At 36.2% G+C, this 15,174-nt stretch carries 16 protein-coding genes; 13 read left to right on the forward strand and 3 right to left on the reverse strand.

Features of this window, described 5'->3' with window-relative positions; all coding sequences use genetic code 11:
- Positions 1–3: 3 nt before the first annotated feature.
- From I5435_RS07990 to I5435_RS08030, 9 genes are all read left to right on the forward strand, one after another.
- Positions 4–915, forward strand: coding sequence for a D-alanine--D-alanine ligase (locus tag I5435_RS07990; protein ID WP_337983563.1), 912 nt, complete (start codon positions 4–6; stop codon positions 913–915).
- Positions 916–1,014: 99 nt separating this feature from the next.
- Positions 1,015–2,202, forward strand: coding sequence for an aminotransferase (locus I5435_RS07995; RefSeq protein WP_337983564.1), 1,188 nt, complete (start codon positions 1,015–1,017; stop codon positions 2,200–2,202).
- 988 nt (positions 2,203–3,190) lie between these two features.
- Complete coding sequence (locus tag I5435_RS08000; RefSeq protein WP_024363313.1) at positions 3,191–4,075, forward strand: ABC transporter ATP-binding protein; 885 nt, start codon at positions 3,191–3,193, stop codon at positions 4,073–4,075.
- Between the two features lie 6 nt (positions 4,076–4,081).
- The gene (locus I5435_RS08005; protein WP_337983565.1) at positions 4,082–4,879 is read left to right on the forward strand and encodes an ABC transporter permease subunit; all 798 of its coding nucleotides are present in this window, start codon (positions 4,082–4,084) and stop codon (positions 4,877–4,879) included.
- A 45-nt stretch (positions 4,880–4,924) separates the two neighbouring features.
- Positions 4,925–5,722, forward strand: coding sequence for a DUF2705 family protein (locus tag I5435_RS08010; RefSeq protein ID WP_337983566.1), 798 nt, complete (start codon positions 4,925–4,927; stop codon positions 5,720–5,722).
- A 202-nt stretch (positions 5,723–5,924) separates the two neighbouring features.
- Positions 5,925–6,257, forward strand: a complete 333-nt coding sequence (locus I5435_RS08015; protein WP_024363316.1) for a hypothetical protein — start codon at positions 5,925–5,927, stop codon at positions 6,255–6,257.
- 15 nt (positions 6,258–6,272) lie between these two features.
- Positions 6,273–6,671, forward strand: coding sequence for a DUF350 domain-containing protein (locus tag I5435_RS08020; RefSeq protein WP_025219123.1), 399 nt, complete (start codon positions 6,273–6,275; stop codon positions 6,669–6,671).
- Positions 6,672–6,751: 80 nt separating this feature from the next.
- Positions 6,752–7,144 carry an RNA helicase gene (locus I5435_RS08025; RefSeq protein ID WP_227665424.1) on the forward strand — a complete coding sequence of 131 codons (393 nt, stop codon included), beginning with the start codon at positions 6,752–6,754 and terminating at the stop codon, positions 7,142–7,144.
- Positions 7,145–7,152: 8 nt separating this feature from the next.
- On the forward strand, positions 7,153–8,382 hold the full coding sequence (locus I5435_RS08030) for a glutathionylspermidine synthase family protein (protein ID WP_337983567.1): 1,230 nt from the start codon (positions 7,153–7,155) through the stop codon (positions 8,380–8,382).
- 382 nt (positions 8,383–8,764) lie between these two features.
- Here I5435_RS08030 and I5435_RS08035 read toward each other — a convergent pair whose 3' ends face one another.
- From I5435_RS08035 to I5435_RS08045, 3 genes are all read right to left on the reverse strand, one after another.
- Positions 8,765–9,019, reverse strand: coding sequence for a hypothetical protein (locus tag I5435_RS08035; protein WP_025219126.1), 255 nt, complete (start codon positions 9,017–9,019; stop codon positions 8,765–8,767).
- Positions 9,020–9,331: 312 nt separating this feature from the next.
- A complete protein-coding gene (locus I5435_RS08040) occupies positions 9,332–9,526 on the reverse strand; it encodes a hypothetical protein (protein WP_024363321.1) in 195 nt (64 codons plus the stop codon).
- A 79-nt stretch (positions 9,527–9,605) separates the two neighbouring features.
- Positions 9,606–9,803 carry a DUF6980 family protein gene (locus I5435_RS08045; protein WP_025219127.1) on the reverse strand — a complete coding sequence of 66 codons (198 nt, stop codon included), beginning with the start codon at positions 9,801–9,803 and terminating at the stop codon, positions 9,606–9,608.
- Between the two features lie 335 nt (positions 9,804–10,138).
- On the opposite strand from I5435_RS08045, the gene I5435_RS08050 reads away from it, so the two are divergent.
- The 4 genes from I5435_RS08050 to I5435_RS08065 all read left to right on the forward strand — a co-directional run bounded on the left by I5435_RS08050 (position 10,139) and on the right by I5435_RS08065 (position 15,141).
- Entirely contained in the window at positions 10,139–10,825 is a 687-nt protein-coding gene (locus I5435_RS08050) for a response regulator transcription factor (protein WP_337983568.1), read from the forward strand.
- Positions 10,812–11,801, forward strand: coding sequence for a sensor histidine kinase (locus I5435_RS08055; protein ID WP_337983569.1), 990 nt, complete (start codon positions 10,812–10,814; stop codon positions 11,799–11,801). Before I5435_RS08050 ends, I5435_RS08055 begins: the two co-directional genes overlap by 14 nt.
- Before the next feature lie 80 nt (positions 11,802–11,881).
- Positions 11,882–12,568: an ABC transporter ATP-binding protein gene (locus tag I5435_RS08060; protein WP_024363325.1), complete on the forward strand. Its 687-nt coding sequence runs from the start codon at positions 11,882–11,884 to the stop codon at positions 12,566–12,568.
- Positions 12,568–15,141 (forward strand): ABC transporter permease, encoded by a 2,574-nt coding sequence (locus I5435_RS08065; RefSeq protein ID WP_337983570.1) that lies wholly within the window; start codon positions 12,568–12,570, stop codon positions 15,139–15,141. The genes I5435_RS08060 and I5435_RS08065 overlap by 1 nt, the downstream gene beginning before the upstream one ends.
- Positions 15,142–15,174 lie beyond the last annotated feature (33 nt).

Below are 15,174 nucleotides of genomic sequence, written 5' to 3' on the forward strand. Positions count from 1 at the left end.
AAAATGAGAGTTGGCGTCATTATGGGTGGGGTTTCTTCCGAGAAGCAAGTTTCGATTATGACAGGTGAAGAAATGATAGCTAATTTAGATAAAAATAAGTATACAATTGTACCAATCCACATAGAGAAAAAAGAAGATTTAGTGGAAAATGCACGGAATCTTGACGTTGCGTTACTGGCGTTACATGGCAAGTATGGTGAGGACGGCACCGTTCAAGGTACCCTTGAAACTATGGGAGTTCCCTATACAGGAAGCGGTGTCCTGTCCAGTAGCTTATGTATGGATAAGAATATTTCGAAAAAAATCATGAGGTCTGAAGGTGTGCAAACACCAGATTGGATTCATCTTATGAGTATTGAAGAGCTTAATATGGATGAACTAGATAACATGGGATACCCAGTAGTAGTGAAACCTAATGCAGGTGGCTCAAGTGTAGGCGTAAAAATTGTGTATGACAAAAAAGCGGTAAAATCTACGATTGCGGAAGTATTCAAATGGGATTCCGAAGTGATAATCGAAAAGCTGGTAACGGGCAAGGAAATCACTTGTTCGATATTGGATGGCAAAATTTTGCCGGTAATTTCTATTCGTCATCAGAACGAGTTTTTTGACTACACCTCTAAATATAATGATGTGACTACAGTTGAAGAGGTGATTCAGCTACCGCCTGAAACATATCATCGTGTTGTTGCTTCAGCGATTTCTTGCTATAAATCATTGAAATGTAGCGTTTATGCCCGGATTGATATGATCATCAATAACGGCGTTCCGTATGTATTGGAAGTTAATACATTACCTGGAATGACGAAAAACAGCCTGTTACCTAAAAGTGCACAATCAGCAGGTATTCCGTATCCTCAGCTACTTGACTTAATCATTGAAAAATCACTTAAAGTAAAGAGAAATGATGGATAGAGCAATAATAAGCAGATATTAGCCTTAGCAATATTTTTACATATTATTGAAATAGAATACGAACAAAAGATAAAGATAAAAGAATCGTGGTGTCCCATAATGATCGAAACAAAATCTTATTTAGCAAACGCTGTAGAACAATTAAAGCCTTCTGGTATACGCCACTTTTTTGACTTGGCTACAAAAATGGAAGGTGTTATTTCTCTTGGCGTAGGAGAACCAGACTTTGTCACACCTTGGCATGTCAGAGAAGCTGCAATTTCATCGTTAGAACAAGGCTATACTTCTTATACAGCAAATGCTGGACTACTTGAACTAAGAGAAGAGATTGCTTTATATATGAAAAAATACTTTTCAGTTACTTATGCTCCGCAATCAGAAATTATTGTGACTGTGGGTGCTAGCCAAGCAATAGATATAGCTTTAAGAGCAATACTAGATCCAGGTGATGAAGTCATTGTTGTGGAGCCTTGTTTTGTCTCGTATGCTCCACTCGTAACAATGGCTGGAGGCGTACCTGTTACTGTGCAAGCATTAAAAGAAAATAAATTTAAAATTCTTCCGCATCAATTAGAAGCAGCTATTACAAAAAAGACCAAAGCGATTATGATTTGTTCTCCTAATAATCCTACTGGTTCTTTGCTTAATAAAACAGAATTAGAGAAGATTGCTGAACTTTGTGAACAACATGATTTGCTTGTACTTTCTGATGAAATTTACGCAGAACTTGTTTATGATGAAAACTATACGAGCATTGCCTCTATAGAAGGAATGCACAAGCGAACGATCTTATTTAACGGTTTTTCAAAGGCATTTGCGATGACAGGATGGCGCTTAGGATTTGTTTGTGCTCCTGAAGAAATATCACAGGGCATGTTAAAAATTCATCAATACACTATTATGTGTGCTCCAACGATGGCCCAATATGCAGCGCTAGAAGGGCTAAAACATGGTAGATCCAATGTAGAGGATATGAGAAACATTTATCGCCAACGTCGTAATTTTATCGTTAAATCTTTTAATGATATGGGGTTAAGTTGTCATTATCCGGGCGGAGCATTCTATGCATTTCCATCCATTGCGTCAACAGGACTAAGTTCTCAAGCATTCGCAGAGCAGTTGTTATTAACTGAAAAAGTTGCTGTTGTTCCAGGAGATGTTTTCGGTGAAAGCGGTGAAGGAAATATTCGTTGCTCCTACGCTGCTTCTATGGAACAACTACAAGAAGCGATGAAACGTATTCAGCGATTTGTTAATAATCTTGAAAATCACAATCCCCAGATTTAATATTAATAAAATAAATGATGCTACACACTTCTATTGATTGCTTCTCTAACGCTCTCATTACAAGTCCGTAAAATTAAACAACATTGCTGAGCTATACCTAATCGTTCAGCAATGTTGTTTTTTCGTTATACCCATTATTTATTAGAATCATTGCAAAAGTTTGATGACATCCATTAATGGATGTAACTCTCTTTGACGGTGTCGTTGATAACTGTTCCATAGCCTAACGACGTATAGCAAGTTTTGTTATATTATGAACAACACGAAACAGCTTTATTGATATCTTTTTCACTTACATACACGGAACCTTCAGTATCTATTATATATTCTATATCATTTTCTTTTAATTGTTCGAATAACGATTTTCGTAACGCGTCTGATAAATTTTCTTTTCTAGCAAAAGAAACGTATGTCCCGTTAGAACGATTCTCATTACTACATCCACTCAATATACTCAAACATAAGACGATAGATAGCAAACACTTGCATTTCAATTTCACGAATTTACCCCCTAATGTGGAAAATCAGTATATACCTTTAAGTAATAAAAGTAGAAGGTGAACCTTACTAATAAAGGTCATTTCACAAAAAACTCGGATAGTCACAGTGATCTGACTTTTTTATGATTTTAGAGAACAAGCTTCTAGGCTTAACAGTAAGCTTACTTCAACAGCACCCCTATATAAAGAGCTACCTCGTGACCTCTCCCTAACAGCAAATACTTAAAATTAGTAGTTGTAATTTTTATTTTACCTCAACCTTAAAAACAAAAGTCTTTTATTCATATTAACACCCCTTTTATTATAGATTCCATTTAGAGAAAATGAATGTTGCAAGTTGTAATTTACAAAAATACTAATGTATGTATATATAAAGTGAAAAGAGAAATATCGTTGTTGACTGTGAGCTGACTTACGAATAAGACAGTAATCCAATCCTATTAGTCATAATGCGAAACTGTTTGAGAAGAAAAAGGGAGGTATTATCAATGAACGTAATAGAAATTAAAAATCTAACGAAGACTTACGGCAAAGCAAGGGGAATAGCTGATGTTAGTTTTAACGTTGAACAGGGTGAAATTTTCGGATTTATTGGACCTAATGGTGCTGGAAAGTCGACAACAATTCGCACATTATTATCGCTTATTTACCCAACGAGCGGCAGCGCCACGATTTTTGGCAAGGACTGCATTCAATTTGCACCCGAAATAAAAAAGGAGATCGGCTATTTACCATCAGAAATCTTTTACTATGACAATATGAAAGTAAAGGACCTATTAAAATACTCAGCTAGCTTTTATAAAAAAGATTGCAGTAAGAGAATGAAAGAGTTAGCAAAAATGATGGACTTGGATCTGAATAAAAAAATCGATGACCTATCTTTAGGAAATAAGAAGAAGGTCGGGATTGTTCAAGGGCTCCTCCATGAGCCAAAACTCATTATTTTAGATGAACCGACAAGCGGGCTTGACCCATTAATGCAACAAAAATTCTTTGAATTATTAGAGGAAGAGAATAAAAAAGGTGCTACGATCTTATTTTCGTCGCACATCCTCAGTGAGGTTCAAAGATTATGTAATCGTGTTGCCATCATTAAAGAAGGTAAAATTGTAACGGTAGAAAAGATTAGTACGTTACAAGAGAATAACTATAAAAAGTTTAAAGTTGAGACGGATGCACCTCTAGACAAAAATTACTTCCAAATCGATGGGGTCAATAAATTAGATATTCACAATAACGTAACTAGCTTTTTATTTAAAGGTAATATTAATACGGTGATGAAAAAAATCGCTGACATTGAAATTACGAATTTGTGGATTGAAGAACCAGACCTTGAGGAGATCTTTTTACATTATTATGAGAAGGAGGTCTAAGCATTAATGAATATCTTGATACATGAATTGAAAACGTATCGAAAGTCTACAATTATTTGGTCGCTATCGTTAATTGCCATTATGATTATTTTTATGTCAATGTATTCTACATTTGCTGAAGATGCAAATGGTTTTATGAAAATCGTTGAAAACTATCCAGAGGCGATCAGAAATGCAATGGGGTTTAATCAAGAAAATTTTTTTACTATTTTAGGATTCTATAGTTTCCCGTTATCGTTTATTACTCTTTGCGCAGCAATCCAGGCGATGAATCTCGGCACGTCCATTATCAATAAGGAAGTCCGTGAAAAAACAGCGGACTTTTTGCTAACGAAGCCTGTTACCCGTACAAAAATCTTGACAGCTAAGTTATTAGCAGCCTTCGTTTCGATTGTCGTGACGAATATCTTTTATTTCGCTGCCGCTAGCTTTGTGGCATTACAAGTTCAGACGGATGATTTTAGCTTAAAAATTTTCTTGCTGCTTTCACTTACAATATTCTTTATTCAGCTGATATTTCTATCCTTAGGAATAATCATTTCGGTTACTGTCCAAAAAATCAAATCTGTGCTGACCGTCTCGCTAGCTACCGTCTTTGCTTTCTACTTTGTCGGAATGTTCAGCGATACGACTGGTGATGAAGTGAAACGTTATTTTTCGCCGTTTAAATACTTCGACACTGCTTATATCATGAAACATTCCAGCTATGAAACAACATTTTTAATTGCTGGTGCAATGATTATTATTCTTGCAATTGCAACTAGTTATGTTGTCTATAGTAAGAAGGATATCCATGCGGTTTAAAAATGTTAGCTTTGCTTGTAGAAAGCGAAATGGAGGGGTTCGGTAATGAATATATTTTTAAAAGAATTGAAGTCTCATCGAAAATCACTCATATTTTGGAGCATCGGTGTTTTCCTGATGGTGGCATCAGGAATGACTAAATATGAAGCGTATTCGTCATCGGGCCAATCGATAAATAAATTGATGGCAGATATGCCAAAATCGCTACGGGCTGTATTCGGTTTCAATGATTTGGATTTAACGAAAGCTAGCGGCTACTATGGTATGCTTTTTCTCTATTTAGTGTTAATGGCAACTATTCATGCAGTCATGCTCGGAGCGACCATTATTGCCAAAGAAGAGCGAGATAAAACATCTGAGTTTTTATTCGTTAAACCAGTATCTAGAAGTAAAGTTATTACAGCCAAGCTATTGGCTGCGTTGATAAATATTGTGATCTTCAATCTCGCAACATTCGTTTCGTCTATTATTCTTTTAGGGAAATACAGCGATGGCGAAGCGGTAAATGGTGAAATCGCTATCTTAATGGTAGCAATGTTCATTTTGCAGGTGTTGTTTATGGTTATTGGCAGTGCGATTGCTGCTGTAATGAAGAAACCAAAAACGTCTGCATCAGTGGCTACTGGAATCCTCTTACTTATGTATGTGTTATCAATGATTATTGATCTGAATGAGAGTATAAAAGGAATAAGATATTTTACACCATTTAAATATTTTGAAGCGAAAAATGTAATGTATGGCGGTGGGTTAGATATAAGCTTTGTCGTAATCTCCCTAATATTGATTCTATCATTTTTGGTTATAACCTATGTTTATTATAAAAAAAGAGATTTGAATGTTTAGTAAAAAGACCGTCATTTGCGGTCTTTTTTTCATGGGAAAAATCACAAAGATAGTTAACATTGCAAAAAAACCTATACTAGTGAATTTTCCGATGATTGCAGTTTCACTTTTTTCCAAGATTTATACGATGTTAAATTTTTTGAATCTTTTCTCGTTCTTCTTTCGTACGTTAAAGTAGGAAAGGAAGTGGAGGCTCATAGAAATGGAGAAAACGAAAAAAATGATGGTTGGTATATCAGCAACAGCCTTAACGTTAAGCTTAGCTGGTTGTGACACATCAACAAGTAGCTTACCATCAAAGCCAACAGATGAAAGCTGTAATGACTGGGATTGGTCAGAGGAAGAGGGCGTATGGCAATGTGATGAAAGTCGTTCAGGGCATTATGGAGCCTACTATTACGGGGGAAGCTATTATAATACCAAGTCAGCGTTAAAGAGTAGCAGCGACTACAAAAATTATAAAAGCAGTACCAGCTCTAAAGCAGGGCGATCCAGCTCAGGGTTTGGCAGTGGATTAAAAAGTTTCGGAGGATAAGAGAGGGCGAAAAATATGAATGTGTATTTAAATTTTTTATCATATCTAGGTGTATCCATTAGTTTATTAGTAATCGGTATGTTGCTATTTACGCTAAGTACACCAAAAATTAAAGAGTTCCAATTAATTGCGCAAAAAAATGTAAGTGCTGCGATGCTATTAGGTGGTAAAGTAATCGGCTTAGCCATCGTATTAGGGGCGGCTGTAGAGTATTCGATTTCATTATTTGATATGGTCATCTGGGGTGCAATCGGCATTGTAGCGCAAGTCGTTGTGTTTTTCATAGCAGAACTAATAACGATTCGTTTTAGCATTCAAAAAGCAATTGAAGAAGATAATCGAGCAGTTGGAACAATTTTATTATCGTTATCATTAGCAGTTGGTTGGATTGTTGCGAAATGTTTATCATATTAGTTTGAGGAGGGGTAGCTCTGAAGGAGTTAATTTATTATATTGATAAAGGAAATGGATATTTTGAGCCGTTTTTTGAATATATGGAACCCAAAGTTGGCCTAGATGAATTTTATGCGCGACAGCTTTGTACATATTTTATCATGCAAGGTATACAATATGAGCTTATATCGAATGAGATGGAAGGGAATGTGGAAGTGCTTGTATTAAGAGAGATGGGCCGTAATTTATCAGGTGAGGATGAGCGAAGCTTTCGTGAACGAGGCATACATATCGAATTTAGAAGTCCAAATGAACGTGAAAATTATCCATTGCTCTTACGTATCCCTTGTGAGACACATACTGAAGTTATTCGCTATTTATTAAAGAATGTTGTAGATATTCCTAATATCGGACAAATGCTTGTTACTTCTACTGAAATTGATGAGGACCGTGGCGTTTATGTGATTTATGTAACGGAATTGAAAGTGAGCTGAATGGTTTCATGTATAAAAGCGAGCGCCAACAGTTTTATACGCAAATTGAACAGTTTTGGGCAGATTTATATGACGAGGAATATGCCCTTTATGATATGTATGAAATAACAGAGGAAGAAGTTGAAAAGATTCGGTTAGCAACGGAACGAACGGGTAAAATTTTTTTTAAAACGGCTCATTTATTACGCAACGTATCCAATGAGACATTACTTGAAATGGGTTATCCAGAAGAAACGCTCCATTTTCTCCGTTTAAAAACGATGGAGGTTGAAAGCGTAATTGCGCGCTTTGACTTTATTCCACATAACGGTAGCTATAAATGTATTGAAATGAATGCAGATACACCGACGTTTATTAAGGAATTATTTTTTGTCAACGAACGCATTTGTCATGCGTTCGCAATGGAAAATCCGAATGCTGAAGCGGAGCAGGTTTTAAAAGATTTGATTCAGGAAAGCGTTAAACAAAATAAATGTTCTCCAAAAACACATATCGTCTTTACTGCGCATGAACAAAATATAGAAGACTACTATACAACGCTTTACTTAATGCAATTTATATCTGGAGCCAAATTTACGCCGTTGCATCAATTACAAATTCAAAGAGGTGTCGGGTTATTTGATGAGGACGGGAAGCAAATCGATATCCTGTATCGTCAAACGTTTCCGATTGAAAATTTAATTCTAGACGAGGATGAAGCACAAAATAAAATCGGCTTGTGGCTATTAGAGTTAGTTGAACAAAATTTGTTAACGATTATCAACCCACCCTCTGCTTTTTTACTACAAAACAAAGCAGTACAAGCTGTCATTTGGGGCTTGCACGAGGAAGGAAATGAATTTTTTTCTGCTGAAGAGCATGAGTGGATTGCCGATTATTTGTTACCTACCTATTTAGAAGAAAGCCCTTTTATGGACAAAGGGCTGCGCTATGTAAAAAAACCTGTATTCGGTCGTGAAGGGGATACGATAGAGATTTATGAAGCAGATGGACATTTACTAAAGGCGGATGCACAAAAATCTTATCATCACTATACAAAGGTGTATCAGCAATATATCGAGCAACCAAAAACAACATTTCACAGTGAAAAAGGCAAACAAACAGGAGACATATTGGTTGGTAGCTTTTTAATTAGCGGAAAGCCAAGCGCAATTGGTTTACGCATAGGTGGAATGATTACAAACAATTTATCGTATTACTTGCCGATTGGAATAAAAAGAGGGAAGTTTGGGTTCTGAACGATTTTAAAAGAAGAGGAAGCAATGAACTTAAAGTAATGTGAGTTGAATTCAACGGAAGTTCTCCCAAGCTAGCGAGAATAGAGAGTATCAAAGTCATGACGGCTCTGCCAGCCAGTCATGCGCACATCTATTATGAATGAACTGAAAATCCATTCTTGAACGCAAATCGTCTTTAGTTTTATTCCATTTCGAAAGATATAAATAAGTAACTCCTAAAACCATTTTATATTCATTATAAACCTACTAACGTAACAGTATTTGGGAACGTTAGTAGGTTTATTTATGTAAATGTTATAAATCCTTAAAATTTAAGCACACGTTAGCCGAATCAGGAACGAGGATATACAACAATCACGCCATTTTCTTGACGTTTATTTTTTTATGGTTCACTAATTCCTACTGCAAGCAACAGAAAATAAACAAATACTAACACGGCACCATTTAACAAGATTCCTGTAATAATAAACCATAGTTTTTTAGATAAGATAGCAAAGATAATGCCTAGTACAGAAAGCACTGTAAACACATTTATACCCAAAGTTAAGTTTGCGTTAGGTCCTCTGATGATAAAGAAAAAAATGATACTTATTGCTACTGTCAAAACTGATAAAACGCCTAATATATTTTTGTTCAAAAATGTAACCCCCTTTAAATCAATAAGTTTATTAATTAAGCAGGCTTGTGTGTGGAGCACCTTCATGCATAGTATTCAATTACTTATGATTTAAATATAACATTATTTACTTAATATAACTAATATTGGTTTTTGTATTTACGTTGGGAACTACCCCAAACATCTAATATTTACAAGACGTGAGGAAGTCCAAAACCGCTATCAAAATCGTTAGTTAAACATGCTAGACTCGAGTGAAGGTATAGATTATTCATATTTATATTCGCAACGTTTTTTCGAAAATTATATTCACCATTGTGAAATGCCATAATTTTATTTAATCAATGTTGCGACATCGTTTTCTATTTCAAAAACTAAAAAATCATTATCTTCTTCTACAACTTCTTTTTCATATCTAAGTTCTTTATCAATCAGCATTTCAAAATAATTTGTTTCAACATTAAGTTCAAACACTGGACATTGGTCAAATCTGACATCGCCAATAAATATTGCTCTAATTTTTTTCATTTATAACTCTCCCTCAATACAATTTCAGTATCTGATTCTACTATTCATGTATTCGATAAACACATGCACCAACAACTAACTATAATTTTGAACCACACCATGGACAGAATTCAATTGCTATACTTGAAGAACCACCATCATGAATAATCAAACCGTATGTATTATCTTTATCCGAAAAAATGATTATTTTGTCAGGACAATCAAATGGTTCGATATGCATGTCACATTTGAAATTTGCATGGTAATCCATATACTCACAACAATGTTGTTTCGCCATATTCAACCTCTTTTCCTAAAGTAAACGGACCCGATTTCGGCACACTTGGCGCCTTTATTGGATAGGTTCGTTTCAACACTTCACAGTTCCAATCATTGTCTATTTTAATCGAAACGTTGCATAAGTGCGACGTAATCCATGAAAAGTGTGTGACAGGTACCATAGCTTAATTGAATGTAAAAACTTTATAGTCTGTACGGAATCATTGAGATACATGGTATGATTTCTCTTGAAATCAATTTCAGAGGTGTTGAAGTATGGATTATGGTCCGATTAAAACAGAAAATCTATATATTAAAAATACAAAATATGCTAATAAAGGTTGGTGATAATAAATGAAACATATATTTTTAGTTGAAGACGATTTGGAAATTGCGAAAAACCTCGCTCTTTTACTCCGCTCTGAAGGATTTACCATCACCCATGCTGCGACGCAAAAAGAAGCCATACTCATGCTTGCTGCGCAGAAATATGACTTGGCATTGCTTGATATTTCACTTCCTGATGGCAACGGCTTTGCAGTCTGTACGGATATCAAGCAAACTCAGAACATTCCAGTAATCTTTCTAACAGCTTCTGGCGATGAAGGCAGTGTTGTAACGGGGCTGAACATAGGGGCTGATGACTATGTTACTAAACCTTTTCGTCCACGCGAATTGATTGCTCGAATTGGAACAGCATTACGAAAAAACGGCCATTCTCCAGTTGTCTTTGAAATGGGGGACCTTCATGTTGATCCATTGAGTGGCGTAGTCAAAAAGTATGGGCAAGAAGTTTTTCTTTCTGCGCTTGAATACCGATTATTATTAGTGTTTATAAATAACCCTAAAAGTATTATCACGCGCGACAGGCTATTGGACGAATTATGGGATGCATCAGGCGAATTTGTAACCAACAATACTCTAACTGTCTATATTAAACGCTTAAGAGAAAAAATTGAGACAGATCCTGGCAACCCGCGATATATTTTAACTGTTCGTGGTACAGGATACCGACTAGGAGCTAGCTATGTTGCGGAATAGGGAGATTCGACAATTTACACTTTTATTTACCGGCATCACAATCATTACCGCCATTTTAGGCTTTACTATTCAGCCCGTAGCTGGCCTATTAATACTTTCTACTTGTGCTACATTTGGTACCTTATTTTTCCTATTTACAAAAGCGCATTATCAAAGGATTACACAAATTTCAGAGCAAATAAATTTAGTGCTGCATAATACAGATCATTTGTTTATTGGTAATGCAGAAGAAGGCGAACTGTCTATTTTACAAAATGAAATTACTAAAATGACGCTTCGCATACGAGAACAAAATGAAGCACTGAAAAAAGAGAAAATATATCTAGCTGATTCACTAGCCGATATTGCACACCAACTACGTACACCACTAACTTCAGCGAATTTGATTGTATCTTTACTGAAAAACAATCCAGAGGAACATGAGCGTAAAACGTTGCTATGGGATATTCAAAAATTATTTGTACAAATGGATTGGCTATTAACCTCTCTGTTAAAATTATCACGTTTAGATGCAGATATTGTAAATTTCAAAATGAAACCATTGGATGTCACAACCTTAATAAAGGATTCGCTTCATCCATTTCTTATGTCGATGGATTTACATAATATTACACCTCAAGTGAATACAGCGGACAGACTAGTTATTCATGGAGATTTCGGTTGGCTTTTAGAGGCCATTCAAAACATTTTAAAAAATTGCATAGAGAGTATAGGCAATAACGGGACGATTCAAATTGTTTGTCAGGAAAATATACTGTATACAGAAATCACCTTGCATGATAGTGGACCAGGTTTTAAAAAAGAAGATGTGCCCTACTTATTTGAACGATTTTACCGTGGGAAAAATACGAGCACGACAGGATATGGCATTGGCCTAGCGCTTTGCAAAACCATTATTACGCGCCAAGGGGGAACTATTAGTGCCAAAAATCATCCGCAAGGTGGCGCAATTTTTTCTATTCGTTTCCCAAAGTGACGAATCTCTCACTTTAGAGTCACGAGGATGTAAGTTAAAAATTCTATTATAAGGGTACAGCACAAAAGGAGGCTCACATAATGGAGTTTTTAAAAATTGAAAACTTATACAAAACATATGGGCAAGGTGAAAATCAAGTGACAGCATTGGACAATGTTTCACTTACGATAGAAAAAGGGGAATTTACTGCCATTATCGGTTCATCTGGCTCAGGTAAATCGACATTACTACATGCAATAGCTGGCGTAGATGTACCGACAAGCGGAAAAATTTACTTGAACGGACAAGATGTGTATGCTCAAAATCATGAAAAACTGGCAATTTTCCGTCGTCGAGAAGTTGGTCTGATTTATCAATTTCATAACCTTATTCCTACGTTAAATGTCGTAGAAAATATTACATTACCGATTTTGATGGATCGACGTAAAGTGAATGAAGAACGATTAATGGACTTATTAAACTTACTTGGCCTCGAAGACCGAAAAACCCATTTACCAAATCAACTATCAGGTGGTCAGCAGCAACGCGTTGCGATTGGACGTGCACTGATGAACGCGCCAGCCGTGATGTTAGCTGACGAACCTACAGGTAGTTTAGATAGCAAAAATGGGCATGAAATTATGCGTTTGTTAAAATCCAGCCACGAAAAATATCAGCAAACGCTGATTGTAGTCACGCACGATGAAAATATCGCCTTACAAGCGGATCGGATTATTTCCATGTCTGATGGCAAAGTCATTCGAGATGAGAAACGGGTGGCAAGATAATGAATATTTTCAATAAAGTCGCCTTGCAAAGTTTACTAAAAAACCGCACGCGAACGATTGTGACCATTATTGGCGTTATTTTATCTGCAGCGATGATTACAGGCGTTACGACCTTTGCGACCTCCCTACAAAACTATATGATTAATGGCTCGATAATAAAATACGGCGATTGGCACGTTGGATTTTCTGATGTTGACGCTACATTTATCGAACAACAAAATGAAGATAATCGAATAGCCAATACCATTACCTTTGAAAACATTGGTTATGCCAAACTGGAGGGAGGTAAAAACGTCAACAAGCCGTATCTCTTTATTGCTGGCTTTGACCAAGACACGTATGCCCATTTACCAATAACACTTACTGCTGGTCGATACCCTAAAAATAACACGGAAATTCTCATTCCTTCGCACCTTAAGGAAAATGGGGGCGTGACGATTTCTGTAGGTAATACCCTTGCATTGAATGTTGGAAGACGTATAAGCGAGGATAAACAGCTCTCACAATATGACCCTTATCTTTCAACTAATCCAGAAAGCTTTGTAGCTGAGCGTAAGAAACACTATACAGTCGTTGGGACATTCAAACGACCTGGATTCGAAGAGGTAAGGGCACCTGGTTATACATTAATTACAACAACTGATGCTATGAAAAAAGCGAGTAGCTTTAGTACCTTTATTAAAATGAAAAGTCCTCGTAAAGTGCATGATTATGCAGATGAATTCGCAACTGAACATCAATTTGTTACAAATGACAACGTGTTACGATTTATGGGTCTGTCAAATGATAAACTATTTAATCGTCTCCTCTACTCAATTGGTGGCATGTTAGTTGCCTTAATTATGCTCGGTTCAGTTTTCCTTATATACAATGCCTTTTCCATTTCGTTAAACGAACGTATGCGACAATATGGAATTCTGATGTCAGTAGGTGCAACGGCAAAACAATTGCGAAATTCTGTATTATTTGAAGGACTATGTATTGGTGCTGTTGGTATACCAATCGGTGTGCTAGTTGGCATCCCAAGTATCAAAGGTGTTCTTTCTCTTGTGTCGAAAAATTTTGAAAATATTGCCTATGATAATGTACCATTAACTTTGACCGTTTCAATACCTATCATAATCGCCACAGTCGTTATTAGTTTGATGACCATTTTAATTTCAGCTTATATCCCAGCACGCAAAGCTGCTAATACTCCAGTTATGGCTTGTATTCGTCAAACAAATGAAATTAAAGTGGAATCAAAAGCCATTAATACGTCTAAATGGATGGAGCGTATTTACGGCTTAGAACGCACACTTGCGCTTAAAAACTTTAAACGAAACAAAAGACGATATCGCAGTATCGTCCTATCACTTATATTAAGTGTAGTTATGTTTGTATCGTCTAGCGCATTTAAAACAACGCTCCAGCAGGCTGCAGAGTCATCCGTTGTCAATACGGATTACGATATTATGTTCTTTAGTGAGAACATGAAAGAAAACGATTCATTTCAGCTATTTGACAAACTACAAAATGTAGATGGGGTTTATAAAGGCTCTTATCAATCCATGATGGAATATGCAAGTAAAATTAACTTACATGATTTCTCAGCAGACTACCGTCAAGCAGCAGGTTATGTTGAGCTCGATAAGACGATTGATGTACCGCTAGACATGCAGTTTTTAGAGGATAGTGTTTACCTAGATTTTATTAAAAGCTTAGGTTTAGATATAGCTGAATATACAGGGGAAAATGCGAAAGTCATTGCCGTTGCCAAAGTGAAAAATAAAACGGCTACTGCATCGGAAAAAGACAACATAATAGATATGTTTACAAAACAGTCGATGAATTTAGATATTACACCAAACGTAAATACTAGCGCAATCTTAAATGAAGAGCGAAATGTAACGATTACATTTGTCGATACGTATCCTGTCGATCCATTACCAAAGTTACCGTCTGAAGTAAGACCGTACACGTTTATGATTGTTGCACCATATCAATTAATCGATACATGGGCACTAGCTGATGTTCCGATGGATTGGGGCTTAACGTTCCTATCAAAGGATGCATCGCAGTCAGTTGATGAAATGAAAAAAATAATCGAATCGGAAGAAACCTCATACGAATATTCGATATACAATGCCAATGAAATATTTGACCAGAACCGCAATATTATCTTCATCATTGATTTGTTCACCATTGTTTTCGTCATAATGATGTCACTTATTGCAATCGCCAATGTGTTTAACACCATTTCTACGAATATTCGATTACGTAGACGAGAGCTTGCAATGCTTCGCTCAGTTGGTATGTCCAATCGTGATTTCAATAAGATGATGCGCTTTGAATGTGTTCTTTATGGGTTCCAAACATTACTATTTGGACTCCCTATTTCAGGTATTTTAGCTTGGCTAATCTATAAAGGGATGTTTATCGGTGGAGCGGAAGTTGCATTCACATTCCCTTGGAGCAGTATGGGCATTAGTGTACTGGGGGTATTCCTTGTCATATTTATTACAACAATGTACGCACTTCGCATAATTAAAAAAGAAAATATCGTCGATGCACTGCGTGATGATATGAATTAATTTTAAAATGTAGCGAATAGCTATAGACCTAAA

This window comes from Lysinibacillus sp. C5.1 (assembly GCF_016350185.1).
GTDB lineage: Bacteria > Bacillota > Bacilli > Bacillales_A > Planococcaceae > Lysinibacillus > Lysinibacillus sphaericus.

Coding starts and splice junctions, on each gene's coding strand:
- I5435_RS07990 (WP_337983563.1), top strand. CDS start 4: ATGAGAGTTGGCGTCATTATGGGTGGGGTTTCTTCCGAGAAGCAAGTT.
- I5435_RS07995 (WP_337983564.1), top strand. CDS start 1,015: ATGATCGAAACAAAATCTTATTTAGCAAACGCTGTAGAACAATTAAAG.
- I5435_RS08000 (WP_024363313.1), top strand. CDS start 3,191: ATGAACGTAATAGAAATTAAAAATCTAACGAAGACTTACGGCAAAGCA.
- I5435_RS08005 (WP_337983565.1), top strand. CDS start 4,082: ATGAATATCTTGATACATGAATTGAAAACGTATCGAAAGTCTACAATT.
- I5435_RS08010 (WP_337983566.1), top strand. CDS start 4,925: ATGAATATATTTTTAAAAGAATTGAAGTCTCATCGAAAATCACTCATA.
- I5435_RS08015 (WP_024363316.1), top strand. CDS start 5,925: ATGGAGAAAACGAAAAAAATGATGGTTGGTATATCAGCAACAGCCTTA.
- I5435_RS08020 (WP_025219123.1), top strand. CDS start 6,273: ATGAATGTGTATTTAAATTTTTTATCATATCTAGGTGTATCCATTAGT.
- I5435_RS08025 (WP_227665424.1), top strand. CDS start 6,752: ATGGAACCCAAAGTTGGCCTAGATGAATTTTATGCGCGACAGCTTTGT.
- I5435_RS08030 (WP_337983567.1), top strand. CDS start 7,153: ATGTATAAAAGCGAGCGCCAACAGTTTTATACGCAAATTGAACAGTTT.
- I5435_RS08040 (WP_024363321.1), bottom strand. CDS start 9,526: ATGAAAAAAATTAGAGCAATATTTATTGGCGATGTCAGATTTGACCAA.
- I5435_RS08045 (WP_025219127.1), bottom strand. CDS start 9,803: ATGGCGAAACAACATTGTTGTGAGTATATGGATTACCATGCAAATTTC.
- I5435_RS08050 (WP_337983568.1), top strand. CDS start 10,139: ATGAAACATATATTTTTAGTTGAAGACGATTTGGAAATTGCGAAAAAC.
- I5435_RS08055 (WP_337983569.1), top strand. CDS start 10,812: ATGTTGCGGAATAGGGAGATTCGACAATTTACACTTTTATTTACCGGC.
- I5435_RS08060 (WP_024363325.1), top strand. CDS start 11,882: ATGGAGTTTTTAAAAATTGAAAACTTATACAAAACATATGGGCAAGGT.
- I5435_RS08065 (WP_337983570.1), top strand. CDS start 12,568: ATGAATATTTTCAATAAAGTCGCCTTGCAAAGTTTACTAAAAAACCGC.